Annotated in this window: 21 protein-coding genes; 12 read left to right on the top strand and 9 right to left on the bottom strand. The window is 53.1% G+C overall.

The window, feature by feature from the left end; translation table 11 throughout:
- Positions 1-8: 8 nt before the first annotated feature.
- From ACMXD4_RS14595 to ACMXD4_RS14615, 5 genes are read right to left on the bottom strand one after another with little or no spacing between them, the layout of a single operon-like run.
- Positions 9-2,045 carry a methyl-accepting chemotaxis protein gene (locus ACMXD4_RS14595; protein WP_415878583.1) on the bottom strand — a complete coding sequence of 679 codons (2,037 nt, stop codon included), beginning with the start codon at positions 2,043-2,045 and terminating at the stop codon, positions 9-11.
- Positions 2,046-2,092: 47 nt separating this feature from the next.
- Positions 2,093-4,297 carry a chemotaxis protein CheA gene (locus ACMXD4_RS14600; RefSeq protein ID WP_415878584.1) on the bottom strand — a complete coding sequence of 735 codons (2,205 nt, stop codon included), beginning with the start codon at positions 4,295-4,297 and terminating at the stop codon, positions 2,093-2,095.
- On the bottom strand, positions 4,294-4,626 hold the full coding sequence (locus tag ACMXD4_RS14605) for a lipid asymmetry maintenance protein MlaB (protein ID WP_033156658.1): 333 nt from the start codon (positions 4,624-4,626) through the stop codon (positions 4,294-4,296). Before ACMXD4_RS14605 ends, ACMXD4_RS14600 begins: the two co-directional genes overlap by 4 nt.
- Positions 4,627-4,657: 31 nt before the next feature.
- The gene (locus ACMXD4_RS14610; RefSeq protein ID WP_033156659.1) at positions 4,658-5,026 is read right to left on the bottom strand and encodes a response regulator; all 369 of its coding nucleotides are present in this window, start codon (positions 5,024-5,026) and stop codon (positions 4,658-4,660) included.
- Between the two features lie 20 nt (positions 5,027-5,046).
- Positions 5,047-6,255 (bottom strand): methyl-accepting chemotaxis protein, encoded by a 1,209-nt coding sequence (locus ACMXD4_RS14615; RefSeq protein WP_415878585.1) that lies wholly within the window; start codon positions 6,253-6,255, stop codon positions 5,047-5,049.
- A 182-nt stretch (positions 6,256-6,437) separates the two neighbouring features.
- Here ACMXD4_RS14615 and ACMXD4_RS14620 point away from each other — a divergent pair, with 182 nt between their 5' ends.
- From ACMXD4_RS14620 to ACMXD4_RS14630, 3 genes are read left to right on the top strand one after another with little or no spacing between them, the layout of a single operon-like run.
- The gene (locus tag ACMXD4_RS14620; RefSeq protein WP_415880834.1) at positions 6,438-7,229 is read left to right on the top strand and encodes a CheR family methyltransferase; all 792 of its coding nucleotides are present in this window, start codon (positions 6,438-6,440) and stop codon (positions 7,227-7,229) included.
- Positions 7,226-7,822 (top strand): chemotaxis protein CheD, encoded by a 597-nt coding sequence (locus tag ACMXD4_RS14625; protein ID WP_033156662.1) that lies wholly within the window; start codon positions 7,226-7,228, stop codon positions 7,820-7,822. The genes ACMXD4_RS14620 and ACMXD4_RS14625 overlap by 4 nt, the downstream gene beginning before the upstream one ends.
- A gap of 29 nt (positions 7,823-7,851) precedes the next feature.
- Positions 7,852-8,946, top strand: a complete 1,095-nt coding sequence (locus tag ACMXD4_RS14630) for a protein-glutamate methylesterase/protein-glutamine glutaminase (RefSeq protein ID WP_205453998.1) — start codon at positions 7,852-7,854, stop codon at positions 8,944-8,946.
- 14 nt (positions 8,947-8,960) lie between these two features.
- Here ACMXD4_RS14630 and fucP read toward each other — a convergent pair whose 3' ends face one another.
- The 3 genes from fucP to nhaR form a co-directional block, all read right to left on the bottom strand.
- The gene (fucP, locus tag ACMXD4_RS14635; RefSeq protein WP_415878586.1) at positions 8,961-10,217 is read right to left on the bottom strand and encodes an L-fucose:H+ symporter permease; all 1,257 of its coding nucleotides are present in this window, start codon (positions 10,215-10,217) and stop codon (positions 8,961-8,963) included.
- Between the two features lie 21 nt (positions 10,218-10,238).
- Entirely contained in the window at positions 10,239-12,488 is a 2,250-nt protein-coding gene (locus tag ACMXD4_RS14640; RefSeq protein ID WP_415878587.1) for a glycoside hydrolase family 3 N-terminal domain-containing protein, read from the bottom strand.
- Between the two features lie 290 nt (positions 12,489-12,778).
- Complete coding sequence (gene nhaR, locus ACMXD4_RS14645) at positions 12,779-13,681, bottom strand: transcriptional activator NhaR (RefSeq protein WP_205453995.1); 903 nt, start codon at positions 13,679-13,681, stop codon at positions 12,779-12,781.
- Positions 13,682-13,793: 112 nt separating this feature from the next.
- Here nhaR and ppc point away from each other — a divergent pair, with 112 nt between their 5' ends.
- The 5 genes from ppc to ACMXD4_RS14670 all read left to right on the top strand — a co-directional run bounded on the left by ppc (position 13,794) and on the right by ACMXD4_RS14670 (position 22,499).
- Complete coding sequence (ppc, locus tag ACMXD4_RS14650; protein WP_415878588.1) at positions 13,794-16,715, top strand: phosphoenolpyruvate carboxylase; 2,922 nt, start codon at positions 13,794-13,796, stop codon at positions 16,713-16,715.
- 107 nt (positions 16,716-16,822) lie between these two features.
- The gene (locus tag ACMXD4_RS14655; protein ID WP_415878589.1) at positions 16,823-17,263 is read left to right on the top strand and encodes a hypothetical protein; all 441 of its coding nucleotides are present in this window, start codon (positions 16,823-16,825) and stop codon (positions 17,261-17,263) included.
- A gap of 21 nt (positions 17,264-17,284) precedes the next feature.
- Complete coding sequence (locus ACMXD4_RS14660) at positions 17,285-19,378, top strand: peptidase domain-containing ABC transporter (protein ID WP_415878590.1); 2,094 nt, start codon at positions 17,285-17,287, stop codon at positions 19,376-19,378.
- Positions 19,371-20,681 (top strand): HlyD family secretion protein, encoded by a 1,311-nt coding sequence (locus ACMXD4_RS14665; protein WP_033156670.1) that lies wholly within the window; start codon positions 19,371-19,373, stop codon positions 20,679-20,681. Before ACMXD4_RS14660 ends, ACMXD4_RS14665 begins: the two co-directional genes overlap by 8 nt.
- 90 nt (positions 20,682-20,771) lie before the next feature.
- Complete coding sequence (locus ACMXD4_RS14670) at positions 20,772-22,499, top strand: TolC family protein (protein ID WP_171697697.1); 1,728 nt, start codon at positions 20,772-20,774, stop codon at positions 22,497-22,499.
- Between the two features lie 75 nt (positions 22,500-22,574).
- Here the strand turns inward: ACMXD4_RS14670 and ACMXD4_RS14675 are convergent, their stop codons facing one another.
- Complete coding sequence (locus ACMXD4_RS14675; RefSeq protein WP_171694881.1) at positions 22,575-23,051, bottom strand: FKBP-type peptidyl-prolyl cis-trans isomerase; 477 nt, start codon at positions 23,049-23,051, stop codon at positions 22,575-22,577.
- 57 nt (positions 23,052-23,108) lie between these two features.
- Here ACMXD4_RS14675 and greB point away from each other — a divergent pair, with 57 nt between their 5' ends.
- From greB to dtd, 4 genes are read left to right on the top strand one after another with little or no spacing between them, the layout of a single operon-like run.
- Entirely contained in the window at positions 23,109-23,600 is a 492-nt protein-coding gene (gene greB, locus ACMXD4_RS14680) for a transcription elongation factor GreB (protein ID WP_415878591.1), read from the top strand.
- Position 23,601: 1 nt separating this feature from the next.
- Positions 23,602-23,766 carry a hypothetical protein gene (locus ACMXD4_RS14685; protein WP_205453983.1) on the top strand — a complete coding sequence of 55 codons (165 nt, stop codon included), beginning with the start codon at positions 23,602-23,604 and terminating at the stop codon, positions 23,764-23,766.
- The gene (locus tag ACMXD4_RS14690; protein WP_415878592.1) at positions 23,763-24,173 is read left to right on the top strand and encodes a gamma-glutamylcyclotransferase family protein; all 411 of its coding nucleotides are present in this window, start codon (positions 23,763-23,765) and stop codon (positions 24,171-24,173) included. Before ACMXD4_RS14685 ends, ACMXD4_RS14690 begins: the two co-directional genes overlap by 4 nt.
- The gene (dtd, locus tag ACMXD4_RS14695) at positions 24,170-24,616 is read left to right on the top strand and encodes a D-aminoacyl-tRNA deacylase (protein WP_415878593.1); all 447 of its coding nucleotides are present in this window, start codon (positions 24,170-24,172) and stop codon (positions 24,614-24,616) included. Before ACMXD4_RS14690 ends, dtd begins: the two co-directional genes overlap by 4 nt.
- The last annotated feature ends 59 nt before the right edge of the window (positions 24,617-24,675 follow it).

Consider the following 24,675-nt stretch of genomic DNA (forward strand, 5'->3'; position numbering starts at 1 on the left):
TCCAGAGACTAAAAGCGCTCAAAATCTTGGTCGTTAAAATCCAAGGAGTTGTCGGCAAGGCTATTCACCGCCACGGGTTTTTTAACATAGTTTTGCGCTACCGCGCCACGAGACTGGTGCTTAGCGGCCGGCGGTGTTTTACCAAAAGATTGCGACCTATTGCTGTTGCCATCCAGTTTGAAAAACGCTACGGCATGCTGCAACTGAGTAGCCTGTCCGTTTAATTCTTCGGACGTAGCGGCCAATTCCTCGGCGCTGGCGGCATTTTGCTGAGTCGCTTTATCCAACTGGCGCATTGCTTCGTTAATTTGATTAATACCACTGGATTGCTCCATGGATGCGGCATTGATTTCCTGTACCAAATCGGCTGTTTTCACAATATTAGGTACCACGGCAGCAATCAAGGTACCGGCTTTTTCAGCTATTGCGACGCTATTGGTGGCAAGCTCGTTGATTTCTTCCGCTGTGACGCGGCTGCTCTCCGCCAGTTTTCTAACTTCTGCGGCCACTACGGCAAAGCCCTTGCCGTGTTCGCCCGCGGAGGCTGCTTCAATCGCCGCGTTTAACGACAGCAAATTGGTTTTGTAGGCTATATCCTCGATCAAGCCAATTTTTTTGGCGATATTCTTCATGGCCAGAACCGTCTCGTTCACGGCCTCGCCGCCGTCACGAGCTTCGCCTGCCGACTTAGTCGCCATTTGCTCGGTGACATGGGCATTTTCGGTGTTTTGTTGTACTGATGAATTGAGTTGTTCAATCGACGAAGTGGTTTCCTCGACGCTAGCCGCCTGCTCGGTGGCCATCTGACTCATGGACTGGGCGGTAGCACTGACTTGTTGCGAAGCACTGGCCAGCGTATCGGAGTTTGAGCGCACTTGCGAAACCACTTGGCTCAGCTTATCGCGCATTTCGCGTAAAGCCTGGGCAAGTTGGCCGATTTCATCTTTACCGTTGACTTCCAGCTTCGCAGTCAAATCACCTTCGGACAAGGATTGGGCAAATTTGACACCGACGATAATCGGCACGGTAATCAAGTTGGCCAGGAACATGGCGATGATAACGCCCAAAACCAATGCGGCAATAATGGTACCGATAATGATTTTATTGGCCTCGTCGACTAATTCGTTTGCTTGCGCCCTTGCCACCCCTAATTGGGCATACCCCGCTTCCTCTGCGCTTTGTGCTTGTTTAATGACGTTATCGCCCAATTCCAGCATTTCTTTTCGGACGACATTCAGCTTGTCGTCGTTATCAATCCAGTTTTGCGCGGCTTGCTGATAATCTCGGGTACTCGCACGCGCCGTCTCAATCAGACGCAAGGCCTCTTCGGAATTGACGATTTTTTGTAAATCATCATAAGCCTTCATCAGTTCCGGCATTAAAACTTGCATCTTTTTCCAGGCGACACGGTCTTTGTAATTCACTTCCTCTTTTTCCGCGCGCATGATTTCCATCGCTTTAATGTAAATATTGGCCGCGCCAATATAACGCTGAACGTATGGATCCAACTCTTGTGCATTAGTACCTTTTTTCATAGCCTCCTGATACAAACGCACTTGTCTATCCAAAAAATCATCCGCCGCTTTAGCGACGTCATCACCCTCTTTTACCATTTCTTCTACAGCCGCTTTATTTTCCTTAACCGATGCCACGACGGCTCTGAATTTTTCACCGAATTTCAGGGTGCCTTCCCTAGCAGTCTTTGACTGGGTCAATAACTCGGTATTGTTATATTTCTTGGCTACCTGATCGACCTTATCGAGATACTCAAATAACGTTTTCATGTTGTCTTCGACTTTTTGAGCATCTTCGTCTTTATTGGAAATACGGTATGCCCTTTGCGCCATGATCGTTTGCAAAGCCATTCTTTCTACGCCAGTAGCATATTCAACCGATTTGCCGTTGTTGTCGGTAATACCGAACAAAGCGCCGGCGACATCGCCAATATAAATTTTGGACAATACACCAAAAGCTATCGTGATAGCCACGAGCAGCATCGCCCCCGTCAGGATTTTTGTTTTTATTTTTAGGTCGTTGATATTCATCTGCTGTTCCCTCTAATAGGAATTTATAACCGTGAGAAATCGTTAACTTATTGAATTCGCCGCGACGTTAAGATAGGTGCCGGTCGGCTTTTATTTTTGATGGCCGCTTGAATCAAACCTTGTACATCCAGAATCAGTGCGACATTGCCGTCGCCGAGTACCGTCGCACCAGTGATACCATTCAATCTTTCGAACACTTTGCCCAGCGGCTTGATGACGGTTTGATGCTCGCCATGCAATTCGTCAACCACAAAACCCGCTTTGGTTTGCCCGGATTTAACCACCACGACGCTCTCACGTTTCCTGTTGGAATCGGCACTCTGATTATGGAAATAATCGCCTAAACGCAAGTACGGCAAGACCTGGCCGCGCAGATTGATGTAATGTTGAATGTCGTCTATCTCGCATTCGCTAGTGTTCATCTCGATGCATTCGTCGACCATACTCAGCGGGATGATGTAGCGGTCCCGACCGGTGCCAACCATAAAACCGTCGATAATCGCCAAGGTCAGCGGCAAGCGTATGGAAATGGTGGTGCCCTCGCCTTCTATGCTGTCTATCTCGACAGAGCCGCGTAAGGCTTCGATATTTTTTTTCACCACATCCATACCGACACCGCGCCCGGATAAATTGGTAGCTTGATCCTTGGTGCTAAGTCCGGCGGCAAATATCAGATTATGAATTTCTTGTTGGGACAAATCGTGATCGGGTTTAATCAGGCCGTTGGCCAATGCTTTGTTAAGTATTTTTTCGCTATTCAAACCGGCGCCGTCATCAGCAATTTGAATGACGATATGCCCGGATTCGTGATAGGCGTTGAGTTGCACGGTACCTTGTGCCGGTTTGCCGGCAGCAAGCCTCTGCGCGGGACTTTCGATGGCGTGATCCAGGGCGTTGCGGATCAAGTGGGTCAATGGATCGTTGATTTTTTCGACAACCGTTTTATCCAGTTCTGTTTCACCACCACTGATATAAAGTTCGATGTCTTTATTCAACTCCTTACTCACATCGCGTACGACACGCTTAAACCGGGAAAAGGTTTCGCCGATTTGTACCATGCGCAATTCCAAAGCCGTATCGCGGATACTACTGACCAAGGCATTCATGCTGGCGGCCACATCGCCGGCATCGCTGAGGCCATGCTTCTCGACGATCAAATTCATCGCCGCACTGGAAATCACCAACTCGCCGACCAAATTGATCAAATGGCCTAGTTTGGTAGCATCGACCCGGATGTAATTGGCTTCGCTTGCCAGTTTTTGTTTGGTCTGTTCCTGTTTTTTCAGCGCTTGATCGACTAATGGCTGCTGTACGACATGTTGCTCGACCAGTATTTCTCCCAAGGGTTTGCCGGGGACGATAACCTGTTCGGAATCAAATTTGGCCTGCTGACGTTGCAAAGCATGGTTGACATCATTTTGAGTCAGCGCCCCAACCTGCACCAACATATCGCCCAAGCGGTTGACATGATTGTCATCCTGGGCATTCAACAGATTTAGATATTCCTCCAGCTTGGAATTAGGCGGCAAAATTTTGATATCGCAATCGTCAGAGGCAAAATCAAACACCGCCTCTATCGTCTGTTTATTCGCATCACTCTGAAAAGCAATTTTGAAATGCAAATAGCAGCTTTCCGGGTCCATGTCGTCACCGACCGGCATTTCCGGGGCTACAGTAAGAATTTGTTTAATCTCACCCAAGGTGCGCAGATAGCGAATAAACGACAAGGGATCCATGCCGTTTCTGAAGGCGTCTTTCTGAAACTCTAGAGAAATGAGCCAGTTATCGTCCACCGATATTTCACCGCCGCCTTCAATTTCCAGCTGGACGCTATCGCCGCTCTGCTGCATGTCTGTCGTTTGCCGTCCGGTCAATTGCCGAATCAAACGCTCTCCGTCCGCCGCCAAGCTTGCCGGTAACTCGGCGTCTTTCTGCGTCAAACAATGTTCGATCAATTTAGCCGTGTGATCCTTGCTGTCCAACAAAACAGAAATCAATTCCGCGTCGATGCCGCGTTCGCCGTTACGCACTTTATCCAGGACCGACTCCGCTTCATGGGTAAAGCCGACAATGGCGTTAAAACCAAACAATCCGGAAGAGCCTTTGATGGTATGCATGGCCCTGAATAAACTGTTGATGGTTTCGCTATCGTCCGGTTTACTCTCCAGAGACAACAAAGCGTCTTCCATATCCGTTAACAACTCTTCAGCCTCTTGGGCGAAAACCGTTAAGGCCGCATCTAATTCGCTCATGATGTTTTCCAATCTGCGGAGATTACGATAGGGTCGCCGAAATGCTTACTCAGGTTGAGCAGTTCCAGCACTTCAACGACCGCCTCGCTATGCTGAATAAGACTAAAGCGGATATCGCGGCTGACGGCTTCCTGCTTCAGAAACATCAGCAGTTGCACACCGGCGCTATCGATTTCAGTGACATCGGCAAGATCGATTTGCACGTCTTTAGCCGAGCTTAGATACGGGGATAGTGCTTGTTTGTGTTCCAGCACCGAGTAGATGGTCAATTCACCCTGAATGGCTAGATGGGTGACACCCTTCTTTTGTTGTTTTAGGTGGATAGCCAAGGTTTTCTCCCCTTGTGCAATGGAGTTGTTTTTAAGGCAACACCAATTTGGACACCGCGTCGAGTAAAGTGGGGGCTTGAAACGGTTTGGTCAGCCAGGCTTTCGCGCCGGCGGCCTTGCCAGCCTGTTTTTTATCGTCGGCGGCTTCGGTAGTCAGCATCATCATCGGAGTGAATTTGTAAGCCGGGAGTTTTTTGGCTTCCGTCACAAAGGTTATGCCGTCCATATTTGGCATATTCACATCGGTAATGATCAAATTGATTTTTTGTCCGGTTAATTTACTCAGTGCATCCCTGCCGTCGCAGGCCTCAATCACATCGTAGCCGGCACCCTTTAGGGCAATGCCGACAACCTGTCGAATGGATGCCGAGTCATCAACAATCATGATGGTTTTAGCCATTAGTCAATCCTTCATCAAATTTAAAAAAATGTAATCTCATCGTTGGCGGAAGTGCTTTGGTGACTGACCGCCGCACTTGAAGAGTGATTCAACAACTCTTCCGGCATCGTGTAACTAAGCTCCATTCTCGACAGGGTGGCGCCGACATCCAAGCTATTTGCTTGGCGCTCGCCGCTGCTGCGCGTGGCATCTACCGCAGTTTGCAGGCTGTTTAGATTATGTTCGACATGCGACAGCATTTGGCTGACCCGATCCTGAAACTGGAACGCCGTCAACACCGAGAAAATCTCGTCGCGAATTTGCGCGCTATTGCCCCGTAATTGATCCGCATCGTTTCTGAACATATCCAAAGCCACCCGCAAATCGTCAAGAGCGGTGCGGATGGCGTGTTCGGCATCGCGGATCGCTTTGTCATCGGAAGAGCCGGATGCCTCGGACATTTTCAAGGTGGAGGCCATGGCTTTGTTGATATCGGCAATGGCGTGGCTGATTTTTTCCCCGGTGGAAGACGAAAATCCGGCCAGTTTACGGACTTCGTCGGCTACAACCGCAAAACCCCGGCCATTTTCGCCTGCGCGGGCGGCTTCGATAGCCGCATTCAGCGCCAGTAAATTGATTTGTTCGGCGACCTTGCGCACTTCCTGCGCCATCGTGTCGAGTTGACCGGTATGCGCAGACAGTTTGCGAACCTCGTCGACTACCGCATGCTCAACGTCTTGGATTTCACTTAAAACTTTTAACACCGCCGTCAAAGCATCCCGGGTTTCGCCGAATAACACATCCACGCTACGACCTTGACGATTCTGCGCACCGCCGGAAATCAGTCTCTCCAATTGATTAACCATAGCGGCGAAACGGCTGGTCAGGACGGTGATTTCCTGTTCGGTATGCGTTCTGGATGTTTGTACTTGTCTGAGCAAAATGGGCACTACTTGCAGAAACAACCGCTCCAGCTCGATGGCGTATGCTTCAAGCTCTTGCAGTTTTAAATCTTCGTCGCCACGCCAGGCGTTGTTAGCTTCATTCAGAGCGGATTGCTGTTTATTGTACAAAGTAGACCCAATCAGGACGCCGGCAAAACCAAGCGCGGCGGTGGCTCCCATGCTGATCAAACTGAAACCGGTTTGCACGCAGGCCAATAATCCACCTGTCACTCCCAACCCTACCGTCAACAGATAAAAACCAAGTGGACCGGGGCTCTTGGCTACAGGATAAGGTTTTCGAAGCATGGGAATTCCGTCTGGGTTTTGGGTATGTTAAAGATAGTAGAGAGTTTTAAATTTGCATTCAACCCACTACCATCTTAGGTTTTTCGTTAATGTTAAGTTCTCAGCACTTCCTGTAATTATTTACTGACATAATTACGTCGCATATCCTTACTAACGGAGACGGTTTTATTACTATTGCCCCGATCACAACCGAAGAATTCGAACGCTTCAGACGTTTGATTTACGACCATGCCGGCATCGCTCTGACACCGGAAAAGAAAGTCATGGTAGCCAGCCGGCTAGCCAAAAGGCTGGATTATTACCAGCTAGAACATTACGGGGAATACTACCAACTGGCTATCAGTCCCGATTACCCCCATGAATTTCAAACGCTGGTCAACATTCTGACCACCAATGAAACGTATTTTTTTCGGGAGCCAAAGCACTTCGAATTTTTTCAACAGCACATTCTTAAGACCTGGCGCGGCGAGCATTTTAGGGTTTGGAGCGCGGCTAGTTCGACAGGAGAAGAAGCCTATACTCTAGCAATGGTATTAGCGGAGAACCTAGGCACGCGCAACTGGGAGATTTTCGGCTCCGATTTGAGCACGCGAGTGCTGGAAGTTGCCCGCCATGGCGTCTATCCACTGGATAGGCTGGACCATATGGACAAACGCCTATTGGAAAAATATTGTTTACGCGGCGTGCGCAGCCAGGAAGGTTTTTTTCGTGTGGACAACAAACTACGCAGCCGCGTCAAATTTGATCAGGTTAATTTGATGAGTTCACTGCCGCATACATTGGGGAGGTTCGACGTAATTTTTCTGCGTAATGTTCTAATCTATTTTGACCAAGACACCAAAAAGCAGGTCGTCGAACGACTGATTACCGCGCTAAAGCCTGGCGGACATTTCATCATCAGTCATTCGGAAAGCCTGCATCGAGTCACCGAACAGTTACAAATGCTGAAGCCTTCTATCTACCGGAAACCATGAAAATCCTGCCCTTCCGAGATACCCAGCGTATCGTCATCGATCCGGGCGAATTCTATGCCTCCCGCCAGCCGGAAGTCATTTCAACACTATTGGGCTCGTGCGTGGCTGCCTGCCTATATGACCCTATCAATCGGGTATTTGGCATGAATCATTTTTTGCTGGCTTATCGTTCCTACTCCAAAAACATGCCTATCATCGAATCCGAAGAGGGCCGTTACGGCATTTATGCGATGGAATTGCTGATCAACGAAATGATGAAACTGGGCGCCAACCGGCTCAATCTACAAGCCAAATGCTTCGGCGGCGGCAACGTATTAAAACTGCGAGAGGACAAAAACCGCAAGGAAACCGTGGGCGACGTGAATGTTTTATTCATCAAAGAGTTTTTAAAAAAAGAAAACATTCCTATGCTTAGTGCCTGTCTAGGCGGCAATATCGGCAGAAACGTCCATTTCGTCGGTACTGATTATTCGGTGTTTATCAAAAAAATCGACCACAATCAGCAACTGTCTCTTGAAAACGAAGAGCGCCGCTACTGGAAGAAAAATATCGACGAACATGAAAAATCCAGAAGCAGTGCCGAATTCTGGTAAATCATCCAAGACCATTAACAGGCAACACTATGACAGACACAAAAGTATTTATTGTCGACGACTCCGCCGTGGTCCGGCAGGTATTAACCGGATTGCTCGATAGCCTGCCTGGCGTCAAAGTAATCGGCGCCGCGCCGGATCCCATCTTTGCCCTGACCCGCATGGAAAAAGACTGGCCGGATGTCATCATCCTGGACATTGAAATGCCGCGCATGGACGGCATCACGTTCCTGAAGAAGCTAATGCACGAACATCCAACGCCGGTCGTGATCTGTTCGACGCTCACGGCAAAAGGCGCGGAAGTGACGATGCAGGCCATGAGTGCCGGTGCCGTCGACATCATCACCAAACCGACCGTCAACCTGAAGGGCTTTCTGCAAGATTCGAAAACCCTGCTGGCGGATGCGATTAAAGGTGCCTCACATGCCAGACTGCGAAAATCAGCGGCCCCAAGCGGCAAACCTCTGGATGGCAGCCCGAAATTAACCGCCGACGCCGTCATTTCCCCGACCAGCCTGATCTCGATGACGGAAACCACCGACCGCGTCGTCGCCATTGGCACGTCAACCGGCGGCACCCAAGCCTTGGAATACGTATTGACGCGGTTACCCCGTACCACGCCGGGTATCGTCATCGTCCAGCACATGCCGGAGGCATTTACCGCCGCGTTTGCCAAACGGCTGGACAGCCTGTGCCAAATTACAGTTAAAGAGGCCGAGCAAAACGACAGGGTCATCCCCGGTCTGGCTTTGATCGCTCCGGGCGGCAAACACATGCTGTTGCGCCGCAGCGGCGCCCAATACCGGGTGGAAATCAAGGATGGTCCCTTGGTAAGCCGCCATCGGCCATCGGTGGATGTGTTGTTCCGCTCGGCCGCGCAAGCTGCCGGCAAAAACGTATTGGGGATAATCATGACGGGCATGGGCGACGACGGCGCCCACGGCATGAAGGAATTGCACGATACCGGCGCGCTGTGCGTCGCTCAAGACGAAGCCAGCTGCGTGGTTTACGGCATGCCCAAAGAAGCAGTGAAACTGGGCGGCACCGACGGCGAACTGCCGTTATCGGCCATCCCGAACTTGATCATGCAATCGCCGAATCGGGCAAAATTCTTGAAAGGTTAAAAGCGCGTTTTTATCTACAACCGGCGACAGCGATAACCGTAATAAGCGATATACAAGTAGCAAAGAGCAGGGATAAAAAAGGCCTGCTGTATACCGATACGATCCGCAAACGCCCCTTGCAGCAACGGTAAAATAGCCCCACCGACGATGGCGGCGCAGAGTATGCCGGAGCCTTGGCCGGTATGTCTGCCCAAGCCGGTCAACGCCAGCGAAAAAATGGTCGGAAACATGATGGAATTGCACAAACCTACCGCCAGGATGGTAAGCATAGCCAGTGTGCCGCTGCCCAACATCGTCGCCAACACCAAACCAGCCGCCGCCAAAGCGTTAAAGGCCAACACTTTGCCGGGATGGATTTTCTGCATCACCGCCGACCCAATAAACCGGCCGACCATCGCCCCGCCCCAATAAAACGACACGTATTTGCCGGCCTCTTGCTCAGCCAAACCGGCTATATGCGGCTCGCCGAGAAAGTTAACCAGAAAGCTGCCAATCGACACTTCACCGCCGACGTACACAAAAATCGCCACCGCACCCAACACCAGATGCGAATAGTGCCAGGCGCTGCCATCCACTGCATTTGGGCCGGTTGCCTCGGTTGGCTGGTTAATCCTAGGCAACTTCAACATCGCAAACACTGCCGCCATGAAAAACAACACTGCCGCAAGAAATAGATACGGATTCTGCACCGCAGCCGCTTCCGCGGCCTGATACGCAGACAGTTCCTCGGCGTCCAGCAGTTTTATGTCATCAGCGCTTTTCACCGCATTCGACAAAATAAACAATGCGCCAAAATACGGCGCCAGCGTGGTACCCAAGGAGTTAAACGCCTGCGTCAAGGTTAAACGACTGGACGCAGTGTGCGGATCGCCCAGCACCGTCACGTAAGGGTTGGCAGAAACCTGTAGCAAGGTAATCCCGGACGCCAATACAAAAAACGCCGCCAAAAATAAGGGATAGGAATGCAAACCCGCCGCCGGATAAAACAGCAAACAACCGCCACCGGCAATCGCCAAACCGACGATGATGCCGCCCTTGTAATCGATTTTTTCCACCAGATAGCCGCTGGGCACCGACATCAGAAAATACGCGGTGAAAAAACAAAACTGGATCAGCATCGCTTGGGTATAACTCAGCGTAAAAACCGCTTTCAAATGCGGAATCAGGATGTCGTTAAGACAGGTGATAAATCCCCAAATAAAAAATAGCGAAGTCAGAACCGTCAGCGAGCCTGCATACGAGGGCCTATCAAGGTTTTGTCGATCCGGCATGAGTTATTCCCGCAAATTGATTTAGGGTTTGACGACCTGAAAACGAGCCACTTCGTTACCGACCATCACCTCAAACTCGCCCGGTTCGACGATGCGCCGCATATCCACACCAATAAAAGACATATCCTGCGGCGTTAAGCTAAATTGCAAGGTCTGCTCCGCGCCGGGTTTTAATTCTATTTTTTTAAACGCCTTTAGCTGTTTCACCGGCCGGGAAACCGACGCGGCGACGTCGTGCAGGTAAACCATCACGGTTTCCTTACCGGTCAGCGCGCCGGTATTTTTCACCTTAACCGTCACGTCGATATTCTCGCCCATGGCAATATTGTCTTTACTCAAGCGCAGCCCGCTGGTTTGGAACGTGGTGTAGCTCAAACCGTGCCCAAATGGATACAGCGGCCGATACTGATTGCTCTCGAAAGCCTCTATCGGCTTGTGATCGTACATCACAATATCGTTAACATCGCGCGGGTAAGAAATCGGTAATTTGCCGCTGGGGTTGGTGTCGCCGAACAAAATATCGGCCATCGCCGCCCCGCCTTCCATGCCCGGCAAAAAGCCCAACACCACCGCCTGCGCCTTGTTGGCCACTTCGGTAATGATGCGCGGCCGGCCGCCGAACGTAACTAAAACCACCGGCTTGCCGATTTCGAATATTGCTCTGGCCAATTGCAACTGCACCGGGTCCAGATGCAGGGATTCGATATTGCCCTCCGTTTCGGTATAGGTTTTTTCGCCCAGCGCCAAAATCACCACATCGTGTTGCCTGGCTTGAGTCACCGCCTGCTCGATATTGATTTCATCGCTGAAATTTTTACCGCCCACGTACGTCACTTTGCCCGTGGTTTTCTGCTGAATGGCTTGTAACAAAGTGGGCTTGTCTTTGGGATACAAATGTTCGGTAGCGCCCTGCCAGGTGATGGTCCAGCCACCGTTCATCACGCTCAACAAGTTCGCGGTCGGCCCGGTGACCAGGATGCTGGCCTGCTTGCTCAAGGGCAGAATATGTTGATCGTTTTTTGCCAGAATGATCGCTTCCCGCGCGGCTTGCCGATTCGCTGCCACAGCCTCGTCTGTAACAAAATTGCCTTCTACGTCTAACGCCGGCTCGTGTCTATCGAACAAACCGCTTTGATATTTCACCCGCAAGATGCGCGACACTGCTTCGTCGATGCGGCTCAGCGGCACCTCGCCGGTTTTGGCTAAATCCAGCAACAAGTCGTAAAACGAATAATCGAACGGCACCATGCTCATATCCACGCCGGCCATCACCGCCATCTTCACCGCTTCGCGCGGCGAGGCCGCCAGCTTGTCGCGGGTGTATAAACGGCTGATGTCCGCCCAATCGGAGACGGTGAAGCCCTTAAAGCCCATTTCGCCGCGCAAAATCGTATTCAGATAATGATGGTTGACGTGACCGGGAATGCCGTCCACTTCGGCGGAATTGACCATCACCGTCGGCGCTCCGGCTTTCACGCCCGCTTCGAAGCCCGGCAGAAAATATTCGCGCAAGGCTCGTTCCCCTATCCAGGCCGGGGTGCGGTCCTTGCCGTTCAAGGGATAGCTGTAGCCGACATAATGTTTCAAGCAAGTTGGCGCCTTGTCGGCGTCCGCAAAGTCGTCGCCGTGATGACCATGGATGTAGGCGCTGCCCATCGTCACCGCCAAATGCACGTCCTCGCCGTAAGTTTCCCACAAGCGCGGCCACAACGGTTGCCGGCCAATGTCCATCACCGGCATGAAATTCCAATCTAAACCCGACGCTTTAACCTCGCGCGCGGTCACTTCGCCCTCTTTAAAAGCCAAATCGGGATTAAACGTCGCAGCCATGCTGATGGCTTGCGGAAACAGCACCGCGTTTTCAGTGTAAGTTGCACCATGAATCGCGTCGATACCGTACAGCACCGGAATTTTCAGCCGGCTTTTTGCCGCCACATCGCGTATCGCTTGGGTCATCCGCCGCCATTTTTCGATGGGCTGAGTTTGGTTGTTCGGTGTGGTGGGCGTGTTGAGTATTGAACCGATATGCCGGTTCAATATGGCGTCTTCCAGTTTGGCCTGATCGATAGGATTATCGGCTACCTCGCCATTCAAGACCGAAACCACGCTAAAGTCGATCTGCGTCATCTGTCCGACTTTTTCTTCCAGGCTCATTTGCGCCAGCAAGGCCTGAACCTGCGCTTCAACATTGTCGTTTGTTTCTTCTGCACTCACGCCGGACTCCAACACCACAAATAAGGAAAGAATTAAAAAAGCTAATTTTGTTTTCAAGAGATTGATTTAAGGTTTGATCGAGCCTACGCAATCGTTCTATCAACCTGCCGACCACACGGCAAAAGTCCGGTCTACGATAGCAAGGAGCTCGCAGTTATCGGTAAAAATAGGCACATCATAGCCGGCGATAATTCGCTCATGTCAGCGGCAAGTGCCCATCAGGGACCCGGAATAGTTTATCCAGACCTGAAGATGCTGTCTTATATTTTAAGAGCGGCGGTGGCGTAGAGCCTGGCTTGGTGTTTTTCGTGGCAACTGCCACACCGGATGAAGTTTTCTCAGGATTGTTATTCCGGAAACAACTTATCCCGCGCATTCTCCAAAATCGCGGTCACGGCCGGATGCTTGAGTTTGCGGCGCATGGTGATGGCGTAAAAACGTTCATGCACCGAGTCGATACGGCCGATGGCTTCCACGCCGTATTGGCTTTGGATTTCGGCTTCGACATTACTCGGTGCGACAAACAAACCCACGCCACCACTGCCAAAGGTTTTGATCAACGCGCTGTCTTCAATTTCGGCCTGGATAGCCGGGCTGATACTTTCGGCGTCGAACCATTGATCCAGCGAGCGCCGCAGCGAAGTGTTGGCGGTGGGCAGCAGGAACGGTGCGCCGCTCAAGCAGCGCGGGAAATTTTGCCTATAGGTCGCGGCCAAAGCCGGCGCGCCGAACACGGTAACCCCGCATTCGCCCAGCAGATGGTTAAACGCTTTGGCGCCACTGGTTGGTGTCAGCGGCGCATCGGACAAGACTATATCCATCCCTTGCATGACCATCTCACTCAAAAGCCGCTCGGTTTTGTCCTCGTAACACAGAATCTGCACCGACTCCGGTAAGCGAAAAGCCGGCGCCAGCAAGCGGTAAACCACCATTTTCGGTAACGCATCCGCCACGCCCACCACCAGACGCAGAGCCCTGCCGGTTGGCCGGCCTTTTAAGGTGTTACTTAACTCTCGGCCCAGCGAAAAGATTTCTTCCGCGTAATTAAATACCACCCGCCCGGTGTCGGTGAGCACCAGTTTACGGCCCTGTTTATAAAAAAGTTTTTCGCCGATTTGCTGTTCCAGCACCGCTAATTGGCCGCTGATGGTCGGTTGCGCCAAATGCAGTTTCTCGCAAGCGCGAGTGATGCTTTCTTCACGCGCGACATTCCAGAAATAAAACAAATGTTGGTAGTTGATACGTTCCATAGCGCTCAATGTATAGGAATTTACGATGAATTAATTCTAAACATTCTATTTAACAATATCAAAATGCTGCGCTAGGCTATCACGCAACCCTAACCTACCCTGAGAACTGCACATGCAAAAGCTAAAAGCACTGCACAGCGAAGACATCGCGCCAAGTACCGGAGCCGCATTAGCGGAGTATGACAAGTCGGCGTTTGAATTGGATAACCTCGGCGCCAGCCAAATCCTCAGTGATCGCTTATCGGATGCTCACGGCGACGACAAAGAATTACGCAGTTCGATACGCCTGCTCGGTTCGATCTTGACTAAAGTGCTCACCGCCCAAGCCAAACCGGAAGTAGCCACCGCCGTCGCGCAGTTGCAACGCAAGTTTGCCAGCTTGCTCCGAGAGGGCAGCGCCAACCGCCGCCGCCAGTTTATGGAGATTCTGGAAGGCCTGGATGCGGAAGAAATAGGCGAAGTGGTACGGGTGTTTAACGGCTATTTCAGCCTGCTCAATATCGCCGAAGAATCGCATAACCTAACGTTGCGCCGACAAAATCAGACCGGCCGCTATTGGCCCGGCTCGTTTCATGACACGCTGATTAAACTACGCGACAGCGGTGTCAGTGCCGATAAATTACAGGTGTTATTGGACGAGATGCTGTATTTGCCGGTGATGACCGCTCACCCCACCGAAGCCAAACGCCGCACGGTCAAAAGCGCGTTGCGCAATGTCTTCCTTAGCCAGGAGGCCTTGGACGATCCACGCCTACGCAGCCAGCAACGCAGCGAGGCCTTGGACAAACTGCAAGCACAGATTCAATTGCTGTTAAAAACCGACGAAGTGCGCGCCCGTAAACTGGGCGTAGCCGACGAAATCGACGCCGGTTTGTTTTATTTTTCGCTATCGCTATTTCAAGCTACCACCTTGGTTTACCGGAACTTGCAACGGGCGCTTAGCGATGTATTTGGTGCCGACGTTGCCGGCCAAATCCGCATCCCCAGCTTCCTGCGTTTTGGCTCATGGATAGGCGGCGACCGCGACGGCAATCCGAATGTGAAACCTGAAACCACCGAACTCGCTTTGCGCATGCAGGCGCAAACCATCATGCAGGAATATTTGGCGCGCCTGGATCAATTGCGCGGCCAGTTGTCGCATTCTTATGGACTTTGTGACTTGACGCCGGAATTTATTGACAGCCTGCACGCCGACCGCGCCCTGCTGGGCGCGGCAGTCACGGACTTGGAAAAGCCTTATTTGCAGGAACCTTACCGGCACAAACTGATATTGATGAAATATCGCATGCAATCCACCTTGCAGCGCGTGCAACAACAGTTACAGGGCCAAGCGGAACAAGCCAATCGCCTTGCCTATGCCAGCGTGGCCGAGTTTTTAGACGATCTGCGCTTGATCGATGCATCCTTGCGTAGCCACGGCGACGCCAACATCGCCGAGCTGGAATTAGCCGATCTGATCCGCTTGGCCGACGTGTTCGACTTTCACTTGATGCAACTCGACGTCCGGCAAGAATCGACTCGCCACAGCGAAGCAGTCGCGGAAATTCTGGCAACCGCATTGAACATTGACTACCTGGCGCTGGACGAAGCGCAACGCATAGCATTGTTAGCCGAGGCGATTGCCGCACCGGGTGGTTTGATGTTCGACGCCGCCGCGCTGACGCCGGCCAACCGCGAAACCCTGGAGTTGTTTACGGTGATGGCGAAAATGCGCCGGGAAATAGGCCCGAACTGCTTTGGTAAATACGTAATTTCCATGACCCATTCCGCCAGTCATGTCTTGGAAGTCTTGCTGCTGGCTGCTCAGGCCGGCTTGGTCGGCAAAATCGGCGGACATTGGCATTGCCATATCGGTGTCAGCCCCTTGTTTGAAACCATCGACGATTTAAATCGCATCTCCGAGGTACTGACCCAGCTATTCGATACCGAGTGCTATCGGGAATTGCTGCGGGTCAGCGATGACCGCCAGGAAATCATGCTGGGCTATTCGGACTCCTGCAAAGACGGCGGCATCCTGGCGTCGGCCTGGGGCTTATCGCGCGCGCAACGGCAAATTATTGCAATCAGCGAGCGTTACGGTTTGAAATGCCGATTATTCCATGGCCGCGGCGGCACTGTCGGTCGCGGCGGCGGCCCGACTCACGAAGCGATTCTGGCCCAGCCGCCCGACACCGTGCGCGGCCAGATCAAATTCACCGAGCAAGGCGAAGTGCTGTTTTATCGGTATAACAATATGGAAACCGCGGTCTACGAATTAACCATGGGCGTTACCGGCTTGCTGAAAGCCAGCGTCAGCCTGGTGCAAACCGTGCCGGCGGACCACCCAGAGGATTTGGCAGTCATGGACGAATTGGCGCGGATCGGCGAGCAAAGCTACCGCGACCTGACCGAACGCACGCCCGGCTTTTTGGATTATTTCTACGAAGCCAGCCCGGTCGGTGAAATCGGCGGCTTGAACATCGGTTCGCGGCCTTCGCACCGCAAAAAACTGGATCGCTCGAAAAACTCGGTGCGGGCGATCGCCTGGGTATTCGCTTGGGCGCAATCGCGGCAGACGTTTCCGGCTTGGTACGGCATCGGTTTCAGTCTAGCCAGCTGGTGCGCCGGCAAACCCGAGCGCCTGGAAACGCTGCGCAGGATGTATAGCGACTGGCCGTTTTTCCGCAACCTGCTCAGCAACGCGCAAATGGCGCTGAGCAAATCCGACATGAACATCGCCCGCGAATACGCGCAATTGTGCAACGACCCGGAAACCGGCAAACGGGTTTACAACCTGATAGCCGGCGAGCACCAGCGCTGCGTGGAGTGGATACTGGAGATAGCCAACACTGACCGCTTGCTGGCGGAGAATCCGGCCTTGGCCGCATCCTTGCAGCGCCGCGATGCTTATCTGGGGCCGCTAAACTATATCCAGGTATTTTTGATCCGGCGGCTGAGGGAAATGAATACCGAGAATACCGCCGACAGTCCGTGGATGAAGCCTTTGTTGCGCAGTATCAATGCAATTGCGGCGGGCATGCGCAATACCGGCTGATGTTATTAGCCCGGCCCTGAAATTCCGGCCGTCCTGAACGGGTCGAAGGACGCACCCCCTGAAAAGGGGAAAGGGCTTTTCGGCAGACTCTAAAAGGGAGGAGAACCATGCAATACGCCTACGCATTGGCACACTGGTTTAGAGTAATCATTATCAACACCGGGCGCTGGCTGTTTGAAAACAAGCCTGCCATGGCAATCTTGACCCTGATATTTTTGTATAAATTTGGCGACACCTTGCTACCCTTTCTATGGCACATTCTGCACTTGGCCATTGAGGTGGTCGAGATGTTGTTCGAGCATTTTTTGGAACACGTGTTCGGGGTAACGCCGCGCCAAGCCGAATTCATCGTGTTCTGGTCCGGCCTAACGTTGCTCGGCACCGTCGTTTGGCGCTTGTCGTGCAAAGCTTACCTCGTGATCGCCCAGGCATGCGAAACTGCCTGGCTTAACTGGTGCGCCAAAGCCGGCCCGGCCAAATTGCTTGCCACACTAAAGGTTACACTTTTGCTGGGCATACTCGGCAAGACCATGCTGTTATTCGTTTAAACCGATAGGATTTCGTTACGTATGAGCATCACCGCCGGAAACAAGGAACACCCGCACAGAAAGCAGTCGACGCAAACCTTGCTGGGATTCTTATTCGACCTGCTGGAAATCCCCAGCCAAGCCCAAGGCATCCGCGAGCATTGGCTGGACTCAGTCAGCGACGACAGCCCGGCAGCGCTGAGCCGCATCGGTGACCATTTGGGTTTGAATATGGAGAGCACGCTGCTTACGCCGATTGCGGCCGCCAACGCCTCATCCCCGCATACGCCGCTGCTCACCAGCCTCTCGGATGGCTGCGGCTGGCTAGTGTTGTGCGGATTTCGCGGCGGCAAAGTCAGAGTGGCCCTTGCCCAAGGCGAGGTGATCGAAGAGCGCTACGTCAAACCGGCTGACATCGCCGCACTACTGGGCCGAAGCGACGCCGGCATCAGCGAGTGGCTGTTAGTGCAAGCCCAGGCGCCGCTGGAGAATGCCGTCAGCCAAGACCATCACGCGCACATGCCGCCATTTAGCCGCTTGCTGGAGCTGTTACGCGCTGATCGCCACGATCTCTGGTTATTGTTGGGTTTGGCTTTGGGCTCCGGATTGTTGGCGCTGGCTTCGCCGGTGGCGGTGCAAGCGCTGGTCAATACCGTAGCGATGGGCGGCATGGGCCAACCTTTGATCGTATTGGCGACCATACTGTTTTTCTTTCTAAGCTTCGGCGGTGCGGTTTTTGTGCTGGAATCTTATCTAGTGGAGATCGTGCAGCGGCGGATTTTTGTACGGCTGGCCGCCGACTTGGCCTATCGCTTGCCCAGAGTGCGCAGCGATGCCTACGACAGCCAACACGGCGCGGAACTGGTCAATCGCTTTTTCGATGTATTGACCTTGCAGAAAGCCGGCTCTGCACTGCTCTTGGACGGTTTGAGCACAGTGGTGCAAACTTGCGTCGGCTTAATCATGCTGGCTTTCTATCACCCCTTCCTGCTGGCCTTCGATGTGGTGTTGCTGCTAGCTATCACTGCCATCGTATTTTTGTTGGGGCGCGGCGCGGTCACCACGGCGATTCAGGAATCGATCAGCAAATATGCCTTGGTCGCCTGGCTGGAAAGCGTTGCCGGGAATATTCAAACCTTTAAATTCGGTAACGGTGCAGTGATGGCCGCCAACCGCACCGACCAACTCTCGCTGGACTATTTAACGGCCAAACGCCAGCATTACCGCGTGCTGCTGGGCCAAGTCATCGCCTCCGTGGCGCTGTACGCCATCGCAAGTACGGCCTTGTTGGCTATCGGCGGCTACTTGGTCATAGACGGCCATTTAACTTTGGGGCAATTGGTGGCGGCGGAACTGATCGTCTCGTCAGCTTTATTGGCCTTGATCAAATTCGGCAAACACCTGGAAGGCTTTTACGACTTGATGGCCGGCACGGACAAGATCGGCCATTTGCTGGACTTGCCCTTAGAAGATTCGGCCGAGTTGGACGCAGAATTTAACGGTCCGGCGTCACTCACAATCAGCGGCTTAAAATTCGGCTTCGGCGCGCAGCGGCCATTATTTTCGGATTTTGCGCTGCAGATTCAGCCTGGCGAAAAAGTCGCGATTTCAGGCGATCCCGGCAGCGGTAAAACCGCGCTGGTGTCGCTAATCAGCGGGATGAGGCAAGCACAAGCCGGCCGGATACAAATCAACGGCCAAACACTGGATGAATTGCGCCTGAGTACTTTGCGGCAAAACATCGCCGTCGTCAGCCGACTGGAGATATTTCACGATAGCCTGCTGGAAAATATCAGGCTTGGCGATGCGAACCTGAGCGTTGCCGATGTCCAAGAGGTCTTGGCCAAAGTCGGCTTAACTAGCTTGGATTTGGATACCGTCATGAGTCCCGGCGGCTCGCCACTTGCCCACAGCCAAGCCATACAAGTCATGCTGGCTAGAGCCATCATCGCCCGGCCGACTTTGTTGATCGTGGATGGCATACTCGATGGCTTGGATAGCGGTTTACAGCAACAGTTGGCATCCGCACTATTTGCCGCAGACGCGCCCTGGACCCTACTGCTGCTGACCGGATCCAAAGAATTGGCCGCACTTTGCGGGCGCGAGATAATTTTGCCGGGAGCCGCCCATGACTGAGTTACAGATCAGGCTGTCCGCGCTATCGGCAGCCCATACTCCTCGCCTGGTCAGTAGTCTAGCGCGGGCTTGCGTCTGGTTATTTCTGTTGACCCCTCCAGCCTTGCTGCTCACCCCGTGGCAACAAAACATCAACGGTATCGGCCGGGTCTCCGCCTTTGCGCCGCTGGAACGCCAACAGAACTTGGATGCGCCGGTTTCCGGCCGTATCGTCAGTTGGCATGCCAAAGAAGGCGCCAAAGTGAAGGCCGGCGATTTACTGATGGAAATCACCGATGTCGATCCGGAATTGCTGGAACGCTTACAACAACAACGCGCGGCAGCCGCAGCGAAATTGGCAGCCAAAGAAGACGAGCTGCGGGCGTATCGCCTGCAAATCGATAATTTGATTGCTACCCGCGATTTACAAGTGGCTACCGCGCAATACCGGCTGGATGTGGCACGGCAACGTGCGCGCTCCGCCAGTGAAGCCATTGCCTCCGCCCGTGCCACGCTGGAAACGGCCAGCGTGCAAACCCAGCGTCTGCAAAGATTGATCGGCGACGGCCTGGTATCCCAACGCGATTACGAAGTGGCGCAACGCGACGGCATCGTCGCGCAACGCAGCTTAAACAGCGCCCAAGCCAGTCTGGAAGGCGCGTTGGCCGAACAACGCGCCGCCGAAGCCGAAATCGGTCGAATTCGCGCCGATGCCCAGGCACGTATCGACTCGGCGACGGCATCGGCTAACAAAACCCAAAGCGAACTGGAAGACAGCCGCAGCAGCCTGTTAAAGAGCGAAGTGGATGTGTCTCGCCAACAATCCCAACAAATCAGAGCGCCGCGCGACAGCAGCATCCTCAGGCTGCTGGCCAATCCGCAGAGCGACATTGTCAGACAAGGCGATCCCTTGCTGGTGTTGGTGCCGGATATGGATGTAAAAGCCGTGGAACTGTGGGTAGACGGCAACGATGCCGTATTGATCACCCCAGGCCGACATGCACGTCTGCAATTCGAAGGCTGGCCGGCCTTGCAATTCGCCGGCTGGCCCGAAGTAGCCGTCGGTACCTTTGGTGGCTTAGTAGCCTTCGTGGACTCCACTGACGACGGCAAGGGTAAATTCCGGGTGCTGATCGTGCCCGATCCCAACGACCGCCCCTGGCCGACAGAACGCTTCGCCCGCCAAGGCGTCAGAGTAAAAGGCTGGGTGTTGTTGAACCGGGTAACGATGGCTTACGAATTGTGGCGGCAACTGAATGCCTTTCCGCCACAAATGACTATGGAAGCGCCGGCGACCGATTTGGTCAGGCAAAAACTGAAATAAGCGCTTATGAATCGTTTCGCATCCCGTCAACACCCATCAGGGGCTACGGCCAAATACTTGCAAGCCTGCAGGCGGCATATCGGCGCACTCTTGCTGATACCTTTGCTAACCAGTTGCGGACAATATCTCGACACCAGCCCCGACCGTAAACTGGTCAAGCGCGTCGAGGAGCGCCTGAAACCTGATGAGGGTTTACCGCTACCGGCCATCTCGCAACTGCCGCCGCAAACTGTGGAGCAGGCCTTGCCCAAGTTTAAGGAAGGCCGGCCCAAGTCGGCGACTATTCTGCCCCCTCCCAGTGCTACGAAGCCGGAATTACCCAAGGCACCGCCGGAAGCGAGCAAGCAATTGTCCATCGCTGCGGTGCGCAGTATGGCTTTGGAAAATAACCTGGATTTAAAAATCGCCCAGGCCGATCCAAAAATCGCTGCCACTGCAGTCAGCGAAGAGCAAGCCAAGTTCGATGATTTAATCTTCGCCAAGGCCAAATACGGCAAGAAAAACACCCCGGCGCAAAATCTGGATGTCGTCAGCTTTACGCCGGTGGATCCCACTTCGCCGCTGAAAAATGAAATCGACAAACTCACCGCCGTGCCGCAGGAAACTGAAGTGCTGGATATGGAAGCCGGTATCGTGATCCCGTTGCGTACCGGCGCGAAAATTACCGTCAGTTCACCGTTCGACGGCAAACGGCAGTTTCGCGGTGTCGCTTCGGACCAGTATCAAAACGCGCTGCGGTTTTCCATCAGCCAGCCCTTACTGCGCGATGCCGGGATTGCCAATAACGTCGCCGGCATCCGCATCGCCCGTTACGAACAACAAGCCGTCGACGTCAAAACCCGTCTGCAGGCAATTCGCGTGTTGGCGATGGTTGAGCGCGCGTATTGGAGCCTGTATGTGGCTTGGGGCGAATTAGATGTGCGCCGCCAGCAATACGAAAACGCCTCCAATAATCTGAGTATGGTCCGGAAGCGTGTGGCTGAAGGCTTGACAGCCAGTGTGGAAATCAACCGGGCCGAAATCGGCGTGGCCGAACGTCTGGAGTCTTTGATCATCGCCGAAACCAGCCTGAAAACCCGCCAGCGCCAACTGAAATTGTTATTAAACGCGCCGGGCCTGGATCTGGATTCGCAAACGCTGCTGATTCCCGAGACCTCGCCGACCCTGCTGGAATTTAATCTGGACCGCGAACAACTGGCGCAACGCGCGCTGGACGGCCGCCTGGAATTGCTGGAACTGGAATTAAAGCTGGCCGCAGACTTGACCAAAATCGACTACCTCAGCAATCAAACCCTGCCGATGTTCATGCTGGATTACAACTACGCCGCACTGGGCCGCGACACGTCGTCCTACGGTGGCGCTTTTGATCAGACCTTGAGCGGCAATTATTCGGATTGGTCGGTGGGCGTACGCATGGAAATCCCACTCAGCAACGAATTGCGCCGCGCGCGTCTGGATCGAGCCGTGCAAGAACGCATGCAACGTCTAACTACGCAACAACTCAGGGAATTGAGCGTGCGTCGAGAAATCTACGACTCGCTGGATCAAATGAGCCAGAACTGGCAGCGCATTTTAGCCACCCGGCAGAACGTAGTACTGGCCGGTTTGAATTACGACGCCGAACTGAAACAATTTAAAGAAGGCCTGCGGACCATGACCGAGGTACTGGAAACCCTGACCCGGCTCGGTGAAGCGCAACTGCGCGAAGTGCGCGCCATCGGCGATTATCAAGTGTCGATGATAGACCTGGCGTTTGCTACCGGCACTTTGCTGGGACATAGCCGGGTGGATTTGGGCCTGAGCGCGAGTGCTCAGTAACAACAGCAGAGAATGAATGTAAGCGATAAAAGCAGCGCGTTTATCGCTTACAAATTTGCGGTTGGGAAATGACTATCAGTGATGGCAACCTGAACCGTGGATATGACCGTGAGCCACTTCGTCGGCTGTAGCAGGTCTGACATCCATCACTTCCACGTCAAACGTCAAATCTTCACCGGCCAAAGGGTGGTTACCGTCGATGGTGACATCGTCGCCGTCGATCTCGACGATGGTAATGATGCCTGGGCCGTGGCTGACATCGGCATGAAACTGCATACCGATTTCAATATCCATCCCGTCGAACATTTTCTTGGAAACGACTTGAATCATTTCTTCGGAGACTTCACCGTAGGCTTGATCGGCGGCGATGGTGACGTTGAATTTATCACCGGCTTGTTTGCCGTTTAACGCTGCTTCCAGACCCGCAATGATGTTGCCCGCGCCATGCAAATACAACAAGGGCTCTTCGCCTCTGGAACTGTCCAGCTGCTCCCCGTCTTGGTTGGTTAAGGTATAATGGATGGAAACAGCCGTTTTGTCTGTGATTTGCATATGCATCTTCGCTGGATGAAAAAAGCCGACATCATATAACCTTTTCCCCGAAAAAACATGTCACGCTGGCGACCACCCCGCCCTAAATCTTCACCGTACATCACTGCCGAAGGCTATCGCAGCCTGGAAACAGAACTGAAACAACTCTGGGAACGGCGCAAGCACGTGACCATCGCCTTGTCCGCCGCCGCTGCGGAAGGTGATCGTTCCGAGAACGCGGAATACATCTACCGCAAAAAAGAACTACGAGAAATCGACCGGCGCATTCATTATCTGCAAAAGCGCTTGCCGTCGTTGACCGTGGTGTCCGAGAAGCCGAGCAATCGCGATCAGGTATTTTTCGGTGCCTGGGTGACGTTAGAAACGATGGACGGGGAGGAAATCACTTACCGCATCGTCGGCGCCGACGAAATCGATACCACGGGCGGCTTGATCAGTCTGGACTCGCCTTTGGCGAAAGCCTTATTGAAGAAGATGCTGGACGACGAAGTGACAATCCGCCATGCCGAGCAGGAAACGCGGTATTACATTACCGCTATACGTTATTGAGATGAGTACGCAAGCCGCCTTTACCCGGTTCAAGTGGTTCGTAATCATTATGCTGCTGACCGTTGTCGAAATTGGCCCCTTTCCGCTGATGGGTTTGACGCTGCTGTATGTCATCGCGTTCCGCCCACGCTGGTTCAAGGCATTGGTCGATCAGATCTATTCATGAGCTGCGCGCAATACCTGTTTGTCTACGGTACGCTGTGCAAAAACCCGGACGATCAAACTCAACACCCATTTCTAGACGATTGCGATTACATAGGCCCTGCGTTTATGCTTGGCGATTTGTATGAAATCGACGGTTATCCAGGCGCCGTAACCCGCGGCACAACGCAGATCAAAGGCGAACTGTACTTACTTGGCGCCCCCGAACACACACTGTCGGCATTAGATGTTTACGAAGAATGCGCCACGCATTTTCCGCAGCCGCATGAATACATCCGCCACCAACTTTTAGTAAATCTGCCCGACGGACAAAGCGTTTGCGCTTGGACCTACCTTTACAACCGTCCGACGACCGGTTTGCAGCGGATCTTAAGCGGCGACTATCTTCATCATCTCAAGGACAAAACATGATCAGCATTATCCAGCGCGTGACCCAAGCCAAAGTCACGGTCAACGGCAACGACATCGGCGTGATCGGCACCGGGATTATGGCGCTGGTGGCGGTCGAGAAAGCCGACTCACCCAAGCAAGCGGACCGCTTGCTGGAGCGGATTTTGAATTACCGCATCTTTGCGGACGCAGACGACAAAATGAATTTGAGTCTGCGCGATATTCAAGGCGGCCTGCTGCTGATACCGCAATTTACCTTGGCGGCCAACACCGATACCGGCAATCGGCCCAGTTTTGCCTCGGCCGCGCCGCCGGCAATGGGCCGGGAATTATTCGCGTATTTACAAAAACGTGCGTTGGAGCTTTACCCAAGCAGCCAGTTCGGCGAATTCGGCGCCGATATGAAAGTAGCGTTGATCAACGACGGCCCGGTGACTTTTACCTTACGTTGTCTGGAAAAGTAATTTTGCATACCTTGTGGATTTAGGAATCACTGCCTGACCGCTCACCCAGTCGAATTACC

This window comes from Methylomonas sp. TEB (assembly GCF_047777895.1).
Lineage (GTDB): Bacteria > Pseudomonadota > Gammaproteobacteria > Methylococcales > Methylomonadaceae > Methylomonas.